Raw genomic sequence first — 22,409 nt, forward strand, 5'->3', positions numbered from 1 at the left:
TGAACAGCCTCGTCAGCAAGGAGAGTGTCGCCGCGTGGGGGATCAACCCGTGGATTTGTCGCCGGAAGGATTGGCAAAGGCGGTCAATGCCGCCCAACAGGCCTTCGCGCTCGCCGACAGCCTAGAGGCGTTGGCGCGCAGCAAGACCGAGCACCTCGGTGATCGCTCACCGCTGGCACTCGCGCGGCAGGCGCTGGGCACCCTTCCCAAGCCGGAGCGAGCCGACGCCGGCAAGAGGGTCAATATCGCCCGCAGTGACGCTCAGCAGGGCTACGACCAACGGTTGGCGGCTCTGCGGGCAGCACGTGACGCGGCCGTGCTGGTCGCCGAAGGCATCGACGTGACGTTGCCATCGACTCGCCAGCCGACCGGCGCGCGGCATCCGATCACCATATTGGCCGAGCACATCGCCGACACCTTCATCGCGATGGGATGGGAGCTGGCCGAGGGGCCAGAGGTCGAGGCCGAGCAGTTCAACTTCGATGCGCTGAATTTCCCGCCCGACCACCCCGCACGCAGCGAGCAGGACACGTTCTATATCTCGCCGGAGGATTCCCGGCAGCTATTGCGGACCCACACATCGCCGGTGCAGGTTCGCACCCTGCTCGAGCGGGAATTGCCGGTGTACATCGTTTCGATCGGCAGGACCTTCCGTACCGACGAACTCGACGCCACCCACACGCCGGTATTCCATCAAGTCGAGGGATTGGCGGTGGATCGCGGGCTGACCATGGCCCACCTGCGGGGAACGCTCGATGCCTTTGCCCGCGCCCAGTTCGGGCCATTGGCACGCACGCGGATCCGCCCGCACTTCTTTCCCTTCACCGAACCGTCCGCCGAAGTGGACGTTTGGTTCGCCAACAAGAAGGGTGGCGCTGACTGGGTGGAATGGGGTGGATGCGGAATGGTACATCCAAACGTGCTGCGGGCCGCAGGAATTGACCCCGAAGTGTACTCCGGCTTTGCCTTCGGTATGGGCCTTGAGCGCACACTGCAGTTCCGCAACGGTATTCCCGATATGCGCGACATGGTGGAGGGCGACGTCCGCTTCTCGTTGCCGTTCGGGGTGGGCGCCTGATGCGCGTTCCGTACAGCTGGTTGCGTGAGGTTGTTTCGGCTGGAGCGCCGGACTGGGATGTACCCGCTGCCGAACTAGAGGCGACGCTGGTGCGTATCGGCCACGAGATCGAAGAGGTGATCACGCTCGGTCCGGTCGAGGGGCCGTTGACCGTGGGCCGAGTCGCCGACATCGAGGAGCTCGACGGCTTCAAGAAGCCGATCCGTGCCTGCCTGGTAGACGTCGGTGGCGACAGCCAGCAGGAAATCGTTTGCGGTGCAACAAACTTTGTTGTGGACGACCTGGTCGTTGTGGCGCTTCCCGGGACCACACTGCCGGGTGGATTTTCCATCACGGCCCGCAAGACCTACGGCCGCACATCCGCAGGAATGATCTGTTCGGCGGCCGAACTCGGTTTGGGCGCAGACCATTCCGGGATCCTGGTGCTGCCCCCTGGCACCGCCGAGCCCGGCGCCGACGCCGCCGGTGTACTCGGATTGGCCGATGTCGTATTCCATCTGGCGATCACGCCCGATCGTGGCTACTGCATGTCGGTGCGCGGCTTGGCTCGCGAGATCGCCTGCGCCTACGACCTCGACTTCGTCGACCCCGCCGACGTATCGCCATTGCCGGTCGAGGGGCCCGCGTGGCCGTTGACCGTGCAGTCCGAAACCGAGGTCCGCCGATTTGCGCTGCGTCCGGTCACCGGAATAGATCCGGCCGCCTTGTCACCCTGGTGGCTGCAACGCCGGCTGCTGCTGTGCGGCATCCGCGCCACCTCACCGGCTGTCGACGTGACCAACTACGTGATGCTCGAACTGGGCCACCCGATGCACGCGCACGACCGCAGCCGGATCGCAGGCGCGTTAGCGGTGCGCTTTGCCCGGCCCGGCGAGGCCGTCGTCACCCTCGACGACGTCGAACGCCGGCTCGACTCGGGAGACGTGCTCATCGTCGACGATGCCGCTACCGCGGCAATCGGCGGCGTGATGGGTGCGTCGAGCACCGAGGTGCGTGCCGACTCCACCGATGTTCTGCTCGAGGCGGCGATATGGGATCCCGCTGCGGTATCGCGCACCCAACGGCGGTTGCACCTGCCCAGTGAGGCCGCCCGCCGCTACGAACGCGGGGTCGACCCGGCCATTTCGGTGGCAGCCTTGGATCGGTGCGCGGCATTGCTGGCAGATATCGCCGGGGGAACAGTGGCGCCCACCTTGACCGATTGGCGGGGAGAACCGCCACGAGACGACTGGTCACTGCCCCCGATCCGGATCGCTGCGGACTTACCGGACCGTTTCTCCGGGGTGGACTACGCCCAAGGCACAACGGCCCGCCGACTCGCCCAAATCGGTGCCGGGGTGGCCGACGACGGCCAAGGGGTGCTGGTTGTGACGCCGCCGAGTTGGCGCCCGGATCTCCTGCAGCCGGCCGACCTGGTCGAGGAGGTGATGCGGCTCGAAGGACTCGAGGTCATTCCTTCGGTGCTGCCCGCCGCTCCCGCGGGCCGAGGTCTGACGGCCCGGCAGCGGCGGCGTCGCGCAATCGGCAAATCGTTGGCACTGTCCGGCTACGTCGAAATCCTGCCGACACCGTTTCTGCCCGCCGGTGTTTTCGACTTGTGGGGGTTGGCGTCCGATGACCCGCGACGCAGCACGACGAATGTGGTCAACCCCCTGGAATCTGACCGTCCGCAGCTGGCCACGACCCTGGTCCCGGCGCTGCTGGAAGCATTGAGCCGCAACGTTTCCCGCGGTTTGATCGACGTTGCGTTGTTTGCCATTGCCCAGGTAGTCCAGCCGACCGAGCAGACCCGCGGCATCGAGCTGATCCCGGTGCACCGCCGGCCCACCGACGGGGAAATTGCGGCGTTGGACGCGTCCTTGCCTCGGCAACCGCAACATGTGGCCGCGGTGCTGGCGGGGTTGCGCGAGTCGCGCGGCCCGTGGGGTGCCGGTCGCGCCGTCGAAGCGGCCGATGCATTTGAGGCGGTACGGATCATCGCGCGTGCAAGCGGTGTCGACGTGACCCTGCGAGCGGCGCAACATCTGCCTTGGCACCCGGGGCGATGTGCAGAAGTTTTGGTTGGCGAGACTCCCGTTGGGCATGCGGGGCAACTGCACCCGGCCGTCATTGAGCGGGCCGGCCTCCCGAAGGGTACGTGCGCGATCGAACTGAACCTCGATGCAATACCCATTGCCGAAGCGCTGCCTGCACCCAGAGTGTCGCCATTTCCCGCCGTTTTCCAGGATGTCAGCCTTGTGGTAGCCGCAGATGTCGCCGCCCAGTCGGTGGCCGATGCCGTGCGGGAAGGAGCCGGCGACCTGCTGGAAGACATTCAGTTGTTCGACGTCTTCACCGGGCCGCAGATCGGTGCGGCTCGCAAGTCACTGACCTTCGCGCTGCGGTTTCGCGCGCCAGATCGCACGCTGACTGAAGACGATGCGAGTGCGGCTAGAGACGCTGCGGTGCAGTGCGCTGCCGAGCGGGTCGGCGCCGTCCTGCGTAGCTGAACGCGAGCGGCCAGCGGGCACCACATTGTGGTCATGCCTGTGGCCTGACCGCGGCACCCAGCCGTCAGGAAGCGGCACCGGCGAACGACTCTTGTTTGTCTTGGACCAGCCGCCAGGGCCTGGTCGGCTGTAGTCGATCAAAATAATGTGTTTTCCTGCGCCACCGAGATGGCCCGGCATATTCTCATTTTGCATTCATGACCACCGCGTGACCGTCACATTAAATTGATGGGAGAGGGCTATGTCATTTGTGAGCACAGTTCCGGACATGGTCACGGCGGCGGCCGGGGATTTGGCAGGAATTCGCTCGGCGTTGGGCGAAGCCACCGCGGCTGCCGCTATCCCTACCACTGAGGTGGCGGCTGCCGCCGCCGATGAGATATCGCTTGCGGTTTCGCGATTGTTCGGTTCCTTCGCTCAGGATTTTCAACTCGTCAGCGCCCAGGCGGCAGCGTTTCATGCCGAGTTCGTTGCCCTGTTAAATACCGGTGCGGGCGCGTATGTCAGTGCCGAGTTGGTAAACGCCCAGCAGACCCTGATCAACCTGATAAATGCGCCGGCGCAGGCGCTGCTTGGGTACCCGTTGATCGATGTTGGCGCCGCCACACCCAGTCAGGTGGTCCCCGTAGTCCCTGCCGTGGGGGCGGCGGTAGGCGGAGCTGTCGGTGGTGTTACGGCTACCGCCGGGGCGGGTGTCGCCACAGCGACCGGGGCGGTTACGGATGCGGGGGCCGCCGTTGCCGTGGCAGCACCGGCAACCCTGACCGCGGCCCAAGGCAGCGCGGCCTCGCTGCTGCGGATCCCCGCGAGTCTGGAGACCGCGGCTGGCTCCGCCCTTAGTGTGTCGGGCGTCTCTGGTGCCCTGCAGGCGCTTGGCGTGTCTACACCGGCGTTGCTACAGAGCAGCGCGGCGGCGGCGGCCCCGGCCGCCACGGTCGGCGGTGCCTATCAGGACCTCTTCACCAATACCTGGGCCAACCTGCAAAGCCTTGGCGCAACCTGGGATGCGGACCCCGCGCCCTTCCTGAGCCAGTTCCTGGACAATCAGCTGGTCTACGCCAACACCATCGGGACGTCGCTATCCAGCGCGGCCCAGGACTTTGGCGCCGGGCTGGTTGCCTTGCCTTCGGCCTACCAGGCGGCTTTCCAAGCGCTGGCCGCCGGCGACGTCACCGGCGCAGTCGAGACCCTGGGCAAGGGCTACCTCAACCTCGTGTTTACCGGCTTCGATTACAGCAACGTGCCGGTGGTCACCATCAATGGCGCGTTGGGAGACCTCCTCCCGATCGTCGGCATACCGGGTCTGATATCGCAGAACATGACCAACGTGCTTGTGACGCTTACCGACACGTCGATACTGGCCAACATTTCCCTACTAGATCCCTCGTTCACCACCGGGCTTCCGCTGACGCTGGCCCTTGACGCGATCGGCGCCCCGATTGTCACCGGCCAGGCGGCCCTGCAAAGCGCCACGACCTTTATCAATGCCGTGCAGACCGGTGATATCGGAGGGGCAGTCGGTGCGCTTATTGATGCGCCGGCAGTTATCGCCAACGGTTTCCTCAATGGCGAAGCGACGATAACGCTGGACCTGCCCACAGACTTGTTCACCTTTCCGGGGTTCACAACTGAATCATTAACCTCGGACATTCCGGTCGGTGGCATCCTCACCCCGCTCCAGCCCGTGCAGGCAACTGCAGTGCTCAAGCCCATTGTTGGGCCTCCCATCCAGCAAACAGTCCAGCTTGGTGGTACGCAGTTCGGCGGCATCATTCCTGGCTTGCTGAATGGCTCGGCACAGCTAGCGAATGCCATTAAGCTCAGCTAGCCGTATCGGGGCCGTTAGGCGCTCCTGGGCGTCTGCCCTGGCTAATCGCGCGCCGACAACTTTGCGTGAACCGGCGAGGTCGGCGGTGAAAACGCGACTTCGCGGGTTTGGGATCGACAACCATCGGGTACTCGCGCGAAGCGTTGCGCGTCGTGCCTCGAGGGGAGATGGCTATGTCGTTTGTGGTTGCTGATCCGGAGTCGGTGAGTGCGGCGGCGGCAAGTTTGGCCGACATTCGTTCGGCCCTCGGCGCGGCAGCTGGGGCGGCTGCCGGCCCCACGACCGGAGTGGCAGCTGCGGCCGCCGATGAGGTATCGAGCGCCATCGCCACACTTTTCGACACCTACGGGCGGGAATTTCAGGCCGTCAACGCCCAAGCGGCAGCCTTTCATGCCGAGTTTGTGCGGTTGTTGAATGGCGGTGCTGCCGCATATCTCGGCACCGAACTGGCCAACGCGGAAAAGAACCTCCTGAGTGCTGTGAATGCGCCTGTCCAGATGATGCAAGGCTCACTGGGCGACGCCGCACTGGCCACCGTTACGGGTGGTGGCACAGCGGCCGCCGCGGAAACCAGCGGCGGGCTGTTGGGAGCGCTGTTTGGCGCCGGCACCGGAGGCGTAGGAGGGATCCTCGGTGGCAGTGGTGGGTTATTGGACCCGATTGTCTTTGGGGGCACCGGCGGGCTTTTTGGTCCGCTCATCGGCGGCAATGGGGCTCTCACCGCGCTGATCGGCAACGGGCCGCTTGCCCCGTTCTTCGACGGCGCAGGCCAACAGGTCGGAACCGCATTGTCGGCCCTGATCAGTGGCAACGGAGCCGCGCTGCTGTCTGAGCAGATCGGAGCGATCACCGGGGACCTCGCTGGCCTGCCCGGCCTGGGTGGGCTGCAGGCATTGTTGCCGGGTCTGTTCCCACCCAGCGGCGGCACTCCCACCGCACCTGCGCCCGGCGGTGCATGGCAGCAACTTGCCGTGAACACCAACACCAACTTGATGGCCCTCACCGATGCTTGGGCGGCCGACCCATTTCCGCTTTTGCGTCAGGTCATCGCCAACCAGCAGGGCTACGCGTACTTGCTTGGGCAGGATCTGAGCCTGGCTATCCAGAATTTCCCCGCCGAGGTAGTGCTCCTTCCGGAGACCATCGAAGCCGGCATCCAGAACCTGCTCGCCTTCAACCCGGGCTTGTACGCTCAGCAGTTCGCCGACGGCACGTTTGACGACTTCCAGACGATCGGTACATCTTTAGGTGAAGCGGGCCGCGACCTGCAGATCGGGCTGGCCGGTTTCCCGTCCGACATGCAAACCGCTGTACAGGCATTTGCGGCCGGGGACTACCACCTGGCAGTCAATGACGCTACGAAGGCCTTGCTCAATGTCTTTATCACTGGATTTGATACCAGCGACTTGAACGATATTCGGTTGCTGGGACCGGTAGCCGATCTGTTCCCGATCCTGGCCATCCCTGGTCAAGACATTCAAGGTTTGAGCAACCTCTTGCCTGCCGGTTCGATTCCGGCCCAGATGACACACAACTTGGCCAACGTCGTCAATGTGCTCACAGATACCAGCATCTCGACCACGATCTCGGGAACCCTAGATCCTCCGGCGCTGGTTCTCGGAGCAAACTTTGGATTGCCGCTATCCGTCTTGTTCGGGGTAGCCGGAGCGCCGGTTGCCGGACTTGACGGGCTCGCAACCGCAGGGACGACGATTGGAAATGGAGTCGCGACCGGAAATCCACTTATGGTGGCAAGCGGTCTCATTGACGCTCCAGCGCTCTTCCTGGATGGCTTCCTCAATGGCGAAACCATCGTCGATATGGCGTTGCCGGTGACGTTCGACGTGCCGATCATTGGGCCCCTCAACATACCGGTCGTCATTCATTTGCCCTTCCAGGGGCTTCTCGTTCCACCGCACCCCATTACGGCGACGGTGCCGCTCGAAATTCTTGGTATCGATATCCCGATCGACTTGACCCTTGGCGGTACCCAATTCGGCGGATTGGTCCCCACCCTGGTCAACAACGTGCCCCACCAACTTGCTGAGGCAATCAAACCAGCGTAGTACCCGTGCGCCGGAACGCCGATCCGCAGTGCACATCGTATGGGCCATCGGCATTTCGTCGTTGATCCATGCGACGCTCGCCGGAACCGTCTCAATGTGTCAACGGGATAACTGCGCGAAGACGCCTCGAAAAGCATCTTCGCGATTCTCACGAACCTAAATTATTGGTATACAGCGTGATTGCTATCGGTGCCGTAACCCGGAATTGAAGAGGAGTCCAAACCCGGTGCGTTCTTAGGCAACCACTCCCGACGTTGGTTGTGATGGTGGTGCCTAGCACTGTGGTGGAAAGGGCGCTCAGCGTTCGCCTTTCGGCTTTCAAGGTATCCGGGTGTCGCGGTGGTCTCCGCTTCGCTATTTGTCGTGTGTTCATCTAGACGCTCACAATATGTCTAACATGTTGCGCGGCACGATAAGACAGCTGATGATCGACGTGATGCCAAGCCGGAGTCCAGCGCCGGAACGGCGGAGTCGAGCATGATGTGAAATTTACTATGCGGCAATTTGTTAGCCGGTGGCGCCCACTCCACATGGGGCAACGCGGCCTCTTCGCTGACAGGCTGCCGCACCGAGCAGTGGGACCCGCCACCCCGAGTTGAGTTCGTCCTTCAGGCCACAGTGTGCGGCGATGGGTTCAATCACGTGAAAATGATGATTTTCCGCAATTGCTGTGCCACAGCGGATTACGTTGAGTTCGCTGATGGGATCGGGCCTCATCGCGTTACAGACCGTTCATTTGCGTGGGGACGATGAACATGTCTTTTGTTAACGTGGTGCCCGAGGTACTCGAAGCGGCAGCCCAAGACTTGGCAGGTATTCAATCAGCGCTGCAAGAGGTGAGTGCTGCGGTCGCAGCGCCCACCACCGCATTGGCGGCTGCGGGGGAGGACGAGGTATCAGCCGCAATCGCAGCGCTATTCGGCACGTTCGGCAAGGAATATCAAGCCGTCAGCGCACAAGCGTCGGCCTTCCATGATGCGTTCGTCAAGGCGATGGGCGGGTCCGCCGCTTCGTATCTGGAAGCGGAGGTAGCGAATGGTGTTGCCCTCTTAACGGGTCAAAGCGCCGCCGCCGCAGTGGGCGCGGAGCTCAGTGGTGGGCTAATGGCCGGTTTGACGGGTGAGCTTGCGCTTCAAACCGCCAGCTCGCTGGCGACGGCTTTCGGCTCGGGCGTCTCGGGTCTAGCGTTGCAGACCGGTGGCGCCATCGTGTCCGGCATCGGCACGGGGCTGGTTCAAACCGGTGAGGCCATCGTCGCGATGGGCAACTCGCTGCAGAACTTCGGTGCGTTGATATCGGGCTTCGGCGTTGGACTAAGTGCCCAGGCAAACGCCGCTCTCACCCAGGCCCTGACCTTGGGTGGTTCGTTAGGCGCCCAGCTGAGCGCGTCACTGTCAGGCAGCTTCGATCTCGGTCTTCCTGAGCTGATTGCGGCGTTCAATAGCGGATTTAGCGGGCTGCTTCAGACCGGCCAAACCGTGACGGCAAACCTGATTGGAAACGTCAGTGGGGGGATTAGCGGACTAATCCAAACCGGCGGAAGCATTTTGGCTAACTTCGGTGGCAGTCTGCCCGACCTGGCGGCGCAGTTTAATGCGGCGTTGCAGGCCAGTTTTGGTGGGGCGTTTCCGGAGTTGGTGGGGGCGTTTAGTGGTGGGTTGAGTGGGTTGGTGCAGGCCGGTCAGGAGTTGTTGGCCAATGTGGCGGCTGGTTTTGGTGGTGGGTTGAGTGGTTTGGTGCAGGCCGGGCAAACACTGCTGGTGAATTTGGCTGGTGGGTTGAGTTTGCCGGCGTTGGCGGCGCAGTTTAATGCGGCGTTGCAGGCCAGTTTTGGTGGGGCGTTTCCGGAGTTGGTGGGGGCGTTTAGTGGTGGGTTGAGTGGGTTGGTGCAGGCCGGTCAGGAGTTGTTGGCCAATGTGGCGGCTGGTTTTGGTGGTGGGTTGAGTGGGTTGGTGCAGGCCGGGCAAACACTGCTGGCGGCGTTAAGTGGTGGGTTGAGTTTGCCGGCGTTGGCGGCGCAGTTTAATGCGGCGTTGCAGGCCAGTTTTGGTGGGGCGTTTCCGGAGTTGGTGGGGGCGTTTAGTGGTGGGTTGAGTGGGTTGGTGCAGGCCGGTCAGGAGTTGTTGGCCAATGTGGCGGCTGGTTTTGGTGGTGGGTTGAGTGGGTTGGTGCAGGCCGGGCAAACACTGCTGGCGGCGTTAAGTGGTGGGTTGAGTTTGCCGGCGTTGGCGGCGCAGTTTAATGCGGCGTTGCAGGCCAGTTTTGGTGGGGCGTTTCCGGAGTTGGTGGGGGCGTTTAGTGGTGGGTTGAGTGGGTTGGTGCAGGCCGGTCAGGAGTTGTTGGCCAATGTGGCGGCTGGTTTTGGTGGTGGGTTGAGTGGGTTGGTGCAGGCCGGGCAAACACTGCTGGTGAATTTGGCTGGTGGGTTGAGTTTGCCGGCGTTGGCGGCGCAGTTTAATGCGGCGTTGCAGGCCAGTTTTGGTGGGGCGTTTCCGGAGTTGGTGGGGGCGTTTAGTGGTGGGTTGAGTGGGTTGGTGCAGGCCGGTCAGGAGTTGTTGGCCAATGTGGCGGCTGGTTTTGGTGGTGGGTTGAGTGGGTTGGTGCAGGCCGGGCAAACACTGCTGGCGGCGTTAAGTGGTGGGTTGAGTTTGCCGGCGTTGGCGGCGCAGTTTAATGCGGCGTTGCAGGCCAGTTTTGGTGGGGCGTTTCCGGAGTTGGTGGGGGCGTTTAGTGGTGGGTTGAGTGGGTTGGTGCAGGCCGGTCAGGAGTTGTTGGCCAATGTGGCGGCTGGTTTTGGTGGTGGGTTGAGTGGGTTGGTGCAGGCCGGGCAAACACTGCTGGCGGCGTTAAGTGGTGGGTTGAGTTTGCCGGCGTTGGCGGCGCAGTTTAATGCGGCGTTGCAGGCCAGTTTTGGTGGGGCGTTTCCGGAGTTGGTGGGGGCGTTTAGTGGTGGGTTGAGTGGGTTGGTGCAGGCCGGTCAGGAGTTGTTGGCCAATGTGGCGGCTGGTTTTGGTGGTGGGTTGAGTGGGTTGGTGCAGGCCGGGCAAACACTGCTGGCGGCGTTAAGTGGTGGGTTGAGTTTGCCGGCGTTGGCGGCGCAGTTTAATGCGGCGTTGCAGGCCAGTTTTGGTGGGGCGTTTCCGGAGTTGGTGGGGGCGTTTAGTGGTGGGTTGAGTGGGTTGGTGCAGGCCGGTCAGGAGTTGTTGGCCAATGTGGCGGCTGGTTTTGGTGGTGGGTTGAGTGGGTTGGTGCAGGCCGGGCAAACACTGCTGGTGAATTTGGCTGGTGGGTTGAGTTTGCCGGCGTTGGCGGCGCAGTTTAATGCGGCGTTGCAGGCCAGTTTTGGTGGGGCGTTTCCGGAGTTGGTGGGGGCGTTTAGTGGTGGGTTGAGTGGGTTGGTGCAGGCCGGTCAGGAGTTGTTGGCCAATGTGGCGGCTGGTTTTGGTGGTGGGTTGAGTGGGTTGGTGCAGGCCGGGCAAACACTGCTGGTGAATTTGGCTGGTGGGTTGAGTTTGCCGGCGTTGGCGGCGCAGTTTAATGCGGCGTTGCAGGCCAGTTTTGGTGGGGCGTTTCCGGAGTTGGTGGGGGCGTTTAGTGGTGGGTTGAGTGGGTTGGTGCAGGCCGGTCAGGAGTTGTTGGCCAATGTGGCGGCTGGTTTTGGTGGTGGGTTGAGTGGGTTGGTGCAGGCCGGGCAAACACTGCTGGTGAATTTGGCTGGTGGGTTGAGTTTGCCGGCGTTGGCGGCGCAGTTTAATGCGGCGTTGCAGGCCAGTTTTGGTGGGGCGTTTCCGGAGTTGGTGGGGGCGTTTAGTGGTGGGTTGAGTGGGTTGGTGCAGGCCGGTCAGGAGTTGTTGGCCAATGTGGCGGCTGGTTTTGGTGGTGGGTTGAGTGGGTTGGTGCAGGCCGGGCAAACACTGCTGGCGGCGTTAAGTGGTGGGTTGAGTTTGCCGGCGTTGGCGGCGCAGTTTAATGCGGCGTTGCAGGCCAGTTTTGGTGGGGCGTTTCCGGAGTTGGTGGGGGCGTTTAGTGGTGGGTTGAGTGGGTTGGTGCAGGCCGGTCAGGAGTTGTTGGCCAATGTGGCGGCTGGTTTTGGTGGTGGGTTGAGTGGGTTGGTGCAGGCCGGGCAAACACTGCTGGTGAATTTGGCTGGTGGGTTGAGTTTGCCGGCGTTGGCGGCGCAGTTTAATGCGGCGTTGCAGGCCAGTTTTGGTGCGGCGTTTCCGGAGTTGGTGGGGGCGTTTAGTGGTGGGTTGAATGGCCTGGTTCAGATCGGGCAGACGTTCGCCGCAGGTTTGGCCGGGAGTTTCAACGCCCCGGCGTTGGTCGCCGCATTCAACGCAGGGCTTAATGGGCTGATCGACACAACGCAAGCTGTGGCAGTCAATTTGGCGGCGGGGTTTAACGCGCCGGCGTTCGTGGCTGCTCTCAACGGCGGGCTCAACGGTTTGATCCAGACCGGACAGGCGCTGGCAATCAACCTCGCGGGTAGCTTTAATGCGCCGGCTTTGGCGGCCCAGCTGAGCGCGGCGCTACAGGCCGGCCTGGGCGGTTCGGTTCCGGCGCTGGTGGGCGCCTTTAATGGGGGCCTTAGCGGGTTGATCCAGACCGGACAGTCGTTGGCGACCAGCCTTATGGGTGGCTTCAACGTGCCGGCGTTGGCGGCCCAGCTAAGTGCGGCATTGCAGGCTGGACTGGGCGGCTCGATTCCGGCGATGGTTGGCGCGTTTAGCGGCGGGCTCAACGGGTTGGTCCAAACCGGCGAAGCCCTGGCCGGCACCCTGGCAGGCGCCTTTGGCGGAAGCTTGCCGGAGTTGGCCGCCAACTTATCAACGGCCTTGTCGGCCAGCTTAAGTGGGAACCTGTCGGCGGAGCTGAGCACCGCCCTAACGGCGGGTATTAGCAACACGCTATCGGGGTTGGCGCAGACCGGTGCAACGCTGGCGGGCAGCTTTGGCGGTGCGCTTTCGGGTCTCATCGGTACCGGTGAAGCGTTGGTGGGCACCTTCGGTGCGGGTGCTTCCGGGCTCTTGCAAACGGGAGAAGCACTCGCCATGATCTGGCAGAACACCGCCGCGCAGATTGGCGGAACATTAACTAGTGCGCTGGGGGCGACCCTGGGTGTCGCGTTCCCGGGGCTGTCGCAGGCAGGTACGACGCTCGTGACTGGGATTGTGAATGCCACTGCTGGACTTGGCCAGACCGGCGGCGTCATTTTGACCGCTTTGGACCAGGGTGCTCTCGGTCTAGCGGCCGATATCCGCGCAGCTTTGGCCAACCTTGAACTGGCGATCCAGGCGGCCTTAAGCGCTAGCTTCGGCGTTCAGGTCGGTACGTAGCCTGGTGGCCTGAGACGAGTGGCACACCGCATTACTGGCTGCAAGCCAAGGTAGTGGCCTGACGCGCAGGCGTCAAAGCAGCGCGAGCGCGACGGTGACCAGGCCGTGGTCAAGGACGCTGGTGGGACCGGCTGGCGCGGTCGCTTGCGCCGATGCCCGAAAGGCGTGCGGCATAGAGGCATAGGGCAATACAGGGACAATTTGGCAGCGACGAGATACGACCTCTGTAATACTGTTCGAACAACGACTGCCATTCGCGTCGTATGTTACGCATTGCCTATACGCTGCGATTGCCGCGCGCCTCCGCAGAAGGGTTGCACTCGGATGATGGTCGAGTTCTGCCTTCTCGGAGAAGTGGAAGTTCTCGTCGACGGGCGGCGACTAGAACTTGGCCATGCGCGTCAACGGTGCGTGCTCGCCGCGTTGATGGTCGAGGCGAACCGTACGATTTCCGTGGCGCAGTTAATTGACCGCGTTTGGGGGGATGCGCCGCCTTTTTCGGCTCGCAATTCCTTGACAAGCTACGTGTCTCGATTGCGGAATCTGGTTGCTGGTACCCAAAGTGCGTCGATTTCGCGTAGGTCGAGCGGTTATGTGCTTACCACTGACGCAGCGTCGGTGGATTTGCATCGCTTTCGGCACTTGGTTGCCCAGGCACGCGCGATGCTGGACCCGGGCGAGTCCGCAGATGTACTTGACCGTGCACTGGACATGTGGAAAGGGCAGCCCCTCGCATTCCTTGACACACCTTGGGTGAACAACCTTCGCGGTTCCCTTGTTCACGAGCGACTTGCGGTACAACTGGACCGCAACGACATCGCTTTGAAAGCGGGACGCCACGCCGAGCTGCTAGCGGGGCTTGCTACGACGTTGGGCGCCCACCCATTGGACGAACGTGTTGCGGGCCAATTGATGCTGGCCCAGTACCGCAGTGGTCGGCGCGCGGAAGCGCTGCGCACCTATTGGGAGATGCGCAAGCGGCTCGCCGAGGAGCTAGGGGTGGATCCCGGCCCGGAGCTACACCAGGTGCATCAGCGCATTCTTGCCGAAGAACCGGGTATGCAGGCATCGGAGGGTGCATCGCGGGGTGGCTCGGGTCCGTGGATAGCGCCGGTCGGTGCTGAATCGGCATCGAGTCTCTTGCGGCGCGTGACCGGCTTCGTGGGTCGCGCACAAGAATTGGCGCAGGCTGCAGACGCATTGCGACAGGCTCCTCTGCTGACATTGGCTGGGGTCGGTGGGGTGGGCAAGACGCGGTTGGCATTCGAGGTAGCTCGGCGCCAGCAGCAGCAGCGCGTCGCGGACAATGTGTGGATCTGCGAGCTGGGACCGTTGGACAGCGCTGATGCGGTGGGGCACACCGTTGCTTTGGCGCTGAGGTTGCGCCAACAGCCGGGCCTTGACATCGAGGAATCGGTAATCGGGTACCTGCGGGCGCGAGAAGGTCTGTTGGTGGTCGATAACTGCGAACACGTGCTTGAGACTGCCGCGAACTTGGTTCAGCGGATCGTACGGCACTGCCCCGGCGTCTGCGTATTGGCGACTAGCCGGCAACCGTTGGGCATTGAGGGTGAGCGGATCATTGTGGTGCCACCCATGGCGGTGGAGGATGCGGCCCGGTTGTTCGCCGACCGGGCTCGTGCGAGCCGGCCAGACTTCACATTGGACGACCAGCCGGTGGGGGTGGTAGCCGAGATTTGTTGGCGGGTGGATTGTCTGCCGTTGGGCATAGAGCTGGCCGCGGCACGCACGCGGGCGATGAGTGCAGCCGATATGCTTCGGCGCCTAAATGATTCGCGTCTACTGCGTGGCGGTGCGCGGGGAGCGCTCGTTCGACATCAGAGTCTGAACGCGACAATCGATTGGTCGTATCACTTGCTTACCGAATCCGAACAAGCGTTTTTTGCCAGGCTTTCGGTGTTCGCGGGGTCTTTCGATTTGGATGCCGCTCACGAGGTGTGCGGTGCAGACGGCGTCGGTGACGACGAAACCTTGGAGTTGATAGCCAGTCTGGTCGACAAATCGATGGTGACCGTGCTGAGTGTTGCTGGCCGGACCCGGTACGGGATCCTCGAAACGCTGCGCGCCTACGCACGAGAACGACTGCAGGAGAAGGGAAGTGATTCCCGTTATGCCTCACGCCATGCGATGTACTTCACCGAACTCGCCGAGTTGGCCGGCGTGGGTGTGCACGGCCCCGACGAGCGTGACTGGATTGAGCGGATTCTGCCCGACAATGACAATCTGCGCGCGGCGTTCGAGTGGGCAATGCTCAGCGGCGCAATCGATGTTGCGATGCGACTGATCGCATCGTTGCCTGAACTTATCGGGGTGCGTGTCGGTTACGAAGTAGCCGGCTGGGCCGAGCGACTGGTTGCGGTTGCCGATCCGGGGCATCGGCTGTTCGCCGAGGTCGTGGGCGTGGCGGCGCGGGGTGCCTGGAATCTCGGTGATTCCTCGCGGGCGCGCCACCTGGTGGCCCTGGCCGAGGATCGTCTTCCAAGGCGAGATTGCGCACGCATCTCATATCCGGCCGACGTGCTGGCCGATGCGGCCCTCGCTGTTGGCGACGCGAGCAAAGCGTCAACGTACTGGGCAGCCGAGGTAGATCGCGCTCGGCGTGAGGACAACCCGCTTCGGTTGGTGCAAGCGATCTCCGCACTCGCGGGCTGTCAGGGCGTGCTGGGTAACACAGAAGCAGCTTCGCCGGCCGCCCTGGAGGCGGTGGCCGTCGCCGATCGCATGGCCAACCCGACGGCGCAGTCGATGGCCTACTTCGGGTTGGGCTTTTTGCTCAAAAAATCCGAGCCCGAGCGTGCGCTGGAATTGTTCGACGAGGCGGCTCGGCTCGCCTGGGATGTGCAGAATTTCTGGTGGTATGGCATCGCGTTGATGGAGGCCGCGGGAACACGTGCGGTGCAAGGAGATCCGGCAACCGCGGCACGAATGTTCATCGAGGTGCTCGACCATTGGGATCGCGTCGGAGACTGGGCTGAGCAGTGGGTGTGCCTTCGCTACGTCGCGCGTCTGTTGGCCCGGCTCGGCGCCGACGAGGATGCCCTGTTTGTCCACAGCGCCGTTGTCGCCGCGGGCAAGCCCCCGCCGCTACGTGCAGAACTGCTGCAGGGGCTCACCGCACGGGTGGGCGCGGACGGCTTGGCTGCCAGCCCAAGCGGGGAGGTCAGCGGGGCGAACGCAGTCGCTCGGGCGGCGTCGCGCCTGCGACGCTATGCCGGACCATGCCACCTCGACGTATAGCGTGTCGATCTGACGGTGCGAATGCTGCGGCATATTCATTGCGCGACTAATTGCCGCGTATGCTCGCAGTACCCGCCACACCGTTTGCTGTGCGCCTTTGCAGAGAGGGTGTACCTCAATGACCGTCGAGTTCCGCCTGCTCGGCGATGTCGAGGTCTTGGTCGACGGGCAACGGCTCGACCTAGGACATGCGCGTCAGCGGTGTGTGCTGGCCGCGCTGCTGGTCGATGTGAACCATCCTGTCTCGGTGGATCATCTAGTTGATCGGGTTTGGTCGGACCGGCCGCCGTACTCGGCCCGTGGTTCGTTGACAAGCTACGTGTCTCGGCTGCGAACGTTGCTCGCCGAAGTTCGTGGCGTGGTGATTTCGCGTGGCTCGGGTGGCTATGTGCTGGAAGCGGATTCGTTGTCGATCGACCTGTTCCGCTTCCGAGCAATGGCATCTCAAGCGCGGTCGACCCCGGACCCGATTGAGGCGGCGGCGCTGTTTGATCGTTCGCTCGCCCTGTGGGGTGGCGAACCCTTTGCATCTCTGGACACGCCATGGGCAAACGAAATGCGGCGCGCTTTGCAGTCCGAGCGGCGTTCGGTGGAACTGGACCGCAACGACGCCAAATTGCGCACTGGACGCCACAGTGAGCTGCTGGCGGGGCTGACCGCTGAACTAGCGGTCCACCCGCTGGATGAACGGTTGGCCGGTCAATTGATGCTGGCCCAATACCGCAGCGGCCGCCAAGCCGACGCGCTGGCCACCTACCGGCATATGCGCCAGCGGCTGGTTGACGAACTCGGCGTTGATCCCGGTTCGACCTTAAAGCAGATGCATCAACACATCCTTGCCGGCGAGACCGACGGCGCGATGCCACAGCCGGATCGGACCGGGCCAGGCCACCCGGCAACGGTGCCGGCGCAGGTCGCACATCCGGGCCTGGCGCGGCGGGTGACTAGCTTCGTGGGACACCAGCAGGAGCAGGCCAGCGTCATCGGCGCCCTGCGGGAGAGCCCGCTGGTGACGCTAACCGGAGTGGGCGGTGTCGGTAAGACTCGGTTGGCGCTGGAGGTCGCGCGCGACGCCCAGGCGGAGTCTGCTGACCGGGTATGGATCTGCGAACTGGCACCGCTAGATCACCCCGACGCGGTGGGACACACTGTTGCGGCCGCGCTGGGATTGCGGCAACAACCGGGCTTGGACATAGAAGAATCCGTAATCGAATACCTAAGGGCGCGTGCGGCATTGGTAGTCGTCGACAACTGTGAGCACGTCGTGGAGGCGGCCGCAAGACTGGTAGAGCGAATCGTGCAACAGTGCCCGCGGGTGTCAGTATTGGCCACCAGCAGGCAACCCCTGGGCATCGAGGGTGAGCGAATCGTGGTGACGCCACCGCTAGCCGTGACCGATGCCACCCAGTTGTTCGCCGATCGGGCCAGGGCGGGCCGGCCGGACTTCAAGCTGGAGGATCAGCCGGACGGCGTGGTGGCCGAGATCTGTCGGCGGGTTGACTGCCTGCCGCTAGGAGTGGAACTCGCGGCGGCGCGGATGCGGGTGATGAGTGCCCCCGACGTGGTTCGCCGCCTGGACCGCCTGGAATTCCTGCGCGGCGGCTCGCGCGGGGCGCTTCCTCGCCAGCAGAGCCTGGCCGCGACCATCGACTGGTCGTATAGATTGCTCAGCGAATCCGAGCAAGCCCTTTTTTCCCGCCTGTCCGTGTTTGCTGGCTCGTTCGACCTGGACGCCGCACACGGAGTGTGTGGGTTGGACGGTGCTACCGAGGACGACACGCTCGAGCTACTAGCTGGGCTAGTGGACAAATCGATGGTGGTCGTGCGCAGCGTGAGCGATCGGACTCGCTACGGCTTGCTAGAAACCTTGCGCGCGTGCGCGCGAGATCGGTTGCAGGAGTGTGGGACCGCCGAGCAATATGCGAGGCGGCATGCGACGTATTACACCGAGCTTGTTGAGCGTGCCGGCGTTGGTGTACAGGGTCCCGATGAACGGGATTGGGTCAAGCGGATGTTGCCGGACTACGACAACCTGCGGGCCGCGTTCGAGTGCGCAATGGCCGATGAAGACGCCGATCTTGGGTTACGGCTGGTCGCGTCGGCATCGGAGCTCTGCGCGCTCAGGATCGGCTATGAGGTGGCCGGTTGGGCCGAGCGCGTCATCGACATCGCCGATGCGGACCACCCGTTGTATGCCGCCGTTGTGGGTACCGCCGCGCGGGCCGCCTGGGCCCAGGGCGACTTTGGTCGGGTACGTCGTCTGGCGCCGCTCGCCGCCGGGCGCATTCCCGGCCCTGGTACCGCGCGCTTTGCCTACCCGGCGGACGCGCTGACCGACGTCGCGCTGTTCGAGGGTGACGTGCACGGTGTCCTCGCGTACTGGCGGGGCGCGGCAGATCATGCGCGGCGCGTTGGCGATCCGATCCGGCTGTCGCAGACGCTTAGCACGGTGGCGGTGTGTCAGCGCGTGTTGTTCAATTCCGAGGACGCGTTGCTGGCGGGCCGGGAGGCGGTGGAGGTCGCCGAAAGCACCGCCAACCCCACGACCCGGTCGGGCGCCTATTTTTCCCTGGGCTTCTTGCTCAAGAAGTCTGAGCCCGCACGTGCGCTGGCCCTGTTTGACGAGGCCGCGAGGTTGGCCGGGCAGGCGCAAAATTTCTGGTGGTATGGCATCGCATTAATGGAGGCCGCGGCTACGCGAGGCGTGCACGGCGATCCCAGAGAAGCGGCCCGGCTCTTCGTTGAAGTGCTTGACCACTGGGACAGAGTCGGAGACTGGTCAGAGATGTGGATCAGCCTGCGCTACGTCACTCGGTTGCTGGTTCGGCTCGGCGCTGACGAGGATGCGTTGTTTTTGCACTTCGCACTGCTGACGGCGGGCAAGCCGTCGCCGTTGCGTGCAACTCAGCTGACGGCCCTGGAGGACCGCCTGGGTGCAGGGCGGCTGGACGTTGAATGGGCGGCGGGCGCCGATGGTCCCGCGGCGGTCACCCGGGCGCGAGGGTCGCTGCAGCGCTACACCCAACCCGCGGCGGCTGCCATCATCTAGGCCGCGATCCGACATCGGCCAGCCCAATCTAGGATCGGCAAGAACGGTGGGCCGAAGCCGACGGCTTGACGGCGACGACACCGCCCGGGCAATGCACAGAATGGATTTGCAAAGAACTGCATAACCATGCAAAATCATCGAAATGGCCGACGTGATAAGGGTGGCGGTTGCGGGTGCCAGCGGGTACGCGGGTGGTGAGATTCTCCGACTGCTACTCGGGCATCCGGCGCTTGTTGAGGACCGGCTGACGATCGGTGCGTTGACCGCCGCGGCCAGCGCGGGAACCTCGCTGGGCGAACACCACCCGCACCTCACGCCGCTGGCCCAGCGGCTGCTCGAACCCACCGAGCTCGACGTGTTGCGCGAGCACGACGTGGTTTTCCTAGCCTTGCCGCACGGGCACTCGGCTGCCCTGGCCGACCAGCTCGGCCCGGAGACACTGATCATCGACTGCGGGGCGGATTTTCGGCTCACCGACCCAAACGCGTGGGAGCGGTTCTACGGCTCCCGGCATGCTGGCAGCTGGCCCTACGGTTTGCCGGAGCTGCCTGGCGCGCGTCAGCGATTGCGCGGAACGCGTCGCGTCGCGGTTCCGGGCTGCTATCCGACCGCGGCACTGCTGGCATTGTTGCCAGCGATGGCGGCGGACCTGATCGAACCCGCGGTGACGGTGGTCGCCGTCAGCGGCACCTCTGGAGCGGGTCGCGCCGCCAGGACCGACTTGCTCGGCTCGGAGGTCATCGGCTCTGCGCGGGCGTACAGCATTGCCGGCGCCCATCGGCACACCCCGGAGATCGTGCAAGGACTACGGTGTGTGACCGATCGCGACGTTACGGCGTCGTTCAACCCGGTCCTTATCCCGACCGCCCGCGGTATCCTGGCCACCTGCACCGCGCGTACCCGGGCACCGCTATCGCAATTGCGGGCGGCCTACGAAAAGGCTTACGGTCCAGAGCCGTTCATCTATCTGATGCCCGAGGGCCAGCTGCCCCGCACCGGCGCGGTGATCGGCAGTAACGCGGTGCATATCGCCGTGGCGGTGGACGAGGCCGCCGAGACATTCGTGGCGATCTCGGCGATCGACAATCTGGTCAAGGGCACCGGCGGGGCCGCGGTACAGGCGATGAACCTGGCATTGGGTTGGCCGGAGACCGACGGCCTTTCGGTGGTTGGAGTGGCGCCGTGACCGAAGTTGTCGGAACCGAGCGGCTGCTGCGCACTCAGGGCGTTACCGCCCCGGCCGGATTCCGGGCGGCCGGGATAGCCGCGGGGATCAAAGCGTCGGGGGCCCGCGACCTTGCGCTGGTCTTCAACGAAGGCCCCGACTATGCGGCGGCCGCAGTATTCACCCGCAACAAGGTCAAGGCGGCACCGGTGCTATGGACTCAGCAGGTGCTGGCCACCGGGCACTTGCGGGCGGTGATCCTCAATTCCGGTGGCGCCAACGCCTGCACCGGGCCCGGAGGCTTTCAGGACGCGCATGCCACCGCCGAGGCGGTCGCTGCGGCGTTGTCGGACTGGGGAACCGAGACCGGGGCTATCGAGGTGGCCGTCTGCTCCACCGGCCTGATCGGGGACCGGTTACCCATGGACAAAATTCTCGCAGGTGTCGCTGACATCGTCCACGAGATGCATGGCGGTCTAGCCGGGGGCGATGAGGCCGCGCACGCCATCATGACCACCGACACCGTGGCCAAACAAGTTGCGCTGCACCATCGGAACAAGTGGACGGTCGGCGGGATGGCCAAAGGTGCGGGCATGTTGGCGCCGTCACTGGCCACCATGTTGTGTGTGCTCACTACCGACGCGGTTGCCGAGCCGGCGGCACTCGATCAGGCGCTGCGCAAGGCCGCCGCTCGCACCTTTGACCGCCTCGACATCGACGGCAGTTCGTCGACCAACGACACGGTTTTGCTGTTGGCCTCGGGAGCCAGCGAAATCGCACCGTCGCAAGACGACCTGGATGAAGCGGTCCTGCGGATCTGCGATGACCTGTGTGCACAGCTACAAGCCGACGCCGAGGGTGTCACCAAGCGTGTCACCGTCACGGTGACCGGTGCCGCCACCGACGACGACGCGCTGGCCGCGGCCCGGGTGATCGCTCGTGACAGCTTGGTCAAGACCGCGGTGTTCGGAGCAGACCCGAACTGGGGTCGAGTGCTTGCCGCGGTGGGGATGGCGCCAGTGACACTTGATCCCGATCGAATCAGCGTGTCGTTCAATGGTTCTGCAGTGTGTATCGATGGGGTCGGGGCGCCCGGGGCGCGCGAAGTAGACCTGTCAGCGGCCGATATCGACATTGCCGTCGATCTTGGTGTCGGCGACGGTCAGGCGGCCATTCGGACCACCGATCTCTCCCATGCCTACGTCGAAGAGAACTCGGCCTACAGCTCATGACCGTGAATACCGACGCATTGCCTACCCGCGTCAAAGCTCAGGTGCTTGCCGAGGCGCTGCCCTGGCTTAAGCAGCTGCACGACAAAATCGTCGTGGTCAAATACGGCGGCAACGCGATGATCGACGACACACTGCGCCAAGCGTTCGCGGCGGACATGGCGTTCTTGCGCAACTGCGGGGTGCATCCCGTTGTTGTGCACGGCGGTGGACCACAGATCACCGCAATGCTGCGGCGACTTGGCATCGAAGGTGACTTCAAGGGTGGATTCCGGGTCACCACACCGGCAGTGCTCGATGTGGCACGCATGGTGTTATTCGGCCAGGTTGGGCGCGAACTGGTCAACATGATCAACGCCCATGGACCCTACGCGGTGGGTATCACCGGCGAGGATGCGCAGCTGTTCACCGCTGTGCGCCGCAGCGTCACCGTTGACGGCGTAGCCACCGACATCGGCCTGGTGGGCGACGTGGACCAGGTCAACACGGTGGCATTGCTCGATCTCATTGGTGCGGGGCGCATCCCGGTGGTGTCGACGCTGGCTCCCGATGCCGACGGCGTGGTGCACAACATCAACTCCGACACTGCGGCGGCCGCGCTGGCCGAAGCGCTGGGCGCTGAAAAGCTTTTGATGCTCACCGATGTTGAGGGGCTCTACACCAGCTGGCCGGACCGGGATTCGTTGGTCAGTGAAATCGACACCGCCACATTGGCGCAACTCCTGCCCACGTTGGAAACGGGCATGATCCCAAAGATCGAAGCGTGTCTGCGTGCTGTCAACGGCGGTGTGCCCAGCGCGCACGTGATTGATGGTCGGGTCGAACACTGTGTGTTGGTTGAGCTATTCACCGACGCGGGCACCGGCACCAAGGTGGTGAGCACGTGACGGACCTGAAGACGAATACCGATG

General features: G+C 63.8%; 10 protein-coding genes. All 10 read left to right on the forward strand.

Annotation, left to right across the window (positions count from 1 at the left end; genetic code table 11):
• Positions 1–34: 34 nt before the first annotated feature.
• The 10 genes from pheS (at position 35) to argB (ending at position 22,385) form a co-directional block, all read left to right on the forward strand.
• Positions 35–1,078 carry a phenylalanine--tRNA ligase subunit alpha gene (gene pheS / locus MB901379_RS11005; RefSeq protein ID WP_158016729.1) on the forward strand — a complete coding sequence of 348 codons (1,044 nt, stop codon included), beginning with the start codon at positions 35–37 and terminating at the stop codon, positions 1,076–1,078.
• The gene (gene pheT, locus MB901379_RS11010; RefSeq protein ID WP_158016730.1) at positions 1,078–3,567 is read left to right on the forward strand and encodes a phenylalanine--tRNA ligase subunit beta; all 2,490 of its coding nucleotides are present in this window, start codon (positions 1,078–1,080) and stop codon (positions 3,565–3,567) included. The genes pheS and pheT overlap by 1 nt, the downstream gene beginning before the upstream one ends.
• Positions 3,568–3,808: 241 nt before the next feature.
• The gene (locus MB901379_RS11015) at positions 3,809–5,395 is read left to right on the forward strand and encodes a PE family protein (protein WP_158016731.1); all 1,587 of its coding nucleotides are present in this window, start codon (positions 3,809–3,811) and stop codon (positions 5,393–5,395) included.
• A gap of 173 nt (positions 5,396–5,568) precedes the next feature.
• Positions 5,569–7,461: a PE family protein gene (locus MB901379_RS11020; protein ID WP_158016732.1), complete on the forward strand. Its 1,893-nt coding sequence runs from the start codon at positions 5,569–5,571 to the stop codon at positions 7,459–7,461.
• A gap of 755 nt (positions 7,462–8,216) precedes the next feature.
• The gene (locus MB901379_RS24550) at positions 8,217–12,797 is read left to right on the forward strand and encodes a PE family protein (RefSeq protein WP_232022045.1); all 4,581 of its coding nucleotides are present in this window, start codon (positions 8,217–8,219) and stop codon (positions 12,795–12,797) included.
• Positions 12,798–13,124: 327 nt separating this feature from the next.
• Positions 13,125–16,055, forward strand: a complete 2,931-nt coding sequence (locus MB901379_RS11035; RefSeq protein ID WP_232022107.1) for a BTAD domain-containing putative transcriptional regulator — start codon at positions 13,125–13,127, stop codon at positions 16,053–16,055.
• Positions 16,056–16,173: 118 nt separating this feature from the next.
• Positions 16,174–19,104: a BTAD domain-containing putative transcriptional regulator gene (locus MB901379_RS11040; protein ID WP_158016734.1), complete on the forward strand. Its 2,931-nt coding sequence runs from the start codon at positions 16,174–16,176 to the stop codon at positions 19,102–19,104.
• A gap of 142 nt (positions 19,105–19,246) precedes the next feature.
• A complete protein-coding gene (gene argC / locus MB901379_RS11045; RefSeq protein WP_158016735.1) occupies positions 19,247–20,290 on the forward strand; it encodes an N-acetyl-gamma-glutamyl-phosphate reductase in 1,044 nt (347 codons plus the stop codon).
• Positions 20,287–21,501, forward strand: a complete 1,215-nt coding sequence (gene argJ, locus MB901379_RS11050; RefSeq protein WP_158016736.1) for a bifunctional glutamate N-acetyltransferase/amino-acid acetyltransferase ArgJ — start codon at positions 20,287–20,289, stop codon at positions 21,499–21,501. The genes argC and argJ overlap by 4 nt, the downstream gene beginning before the upstream one ends.
• Positions 21,498–22,385, forward strand: a complete 888-nt coding sequence (gene argB, locus MB901379_RS11055) for an acetylglutamate kinase (protein ID WP_158016737.1) — start codon at positions 21,498–21,500, stop codon at positions 22,383–22,385. Before argJ ends, argB begins: the two co-directional genes overlap by 4 nt.
• Positions 22,386–22,409: the final 24 nt, after the last annotated feature.

Origin of the sequence: Mycobacterium basiliense (genome assembly GCF_900292015.1) — a bacterium.
Lineage (GTDB): Bacteria > Actinomycetota > Actinomycetes > Mycobacteriales > Mycobacteriaceae > Mycobacterium > Mycobacterium basiliense.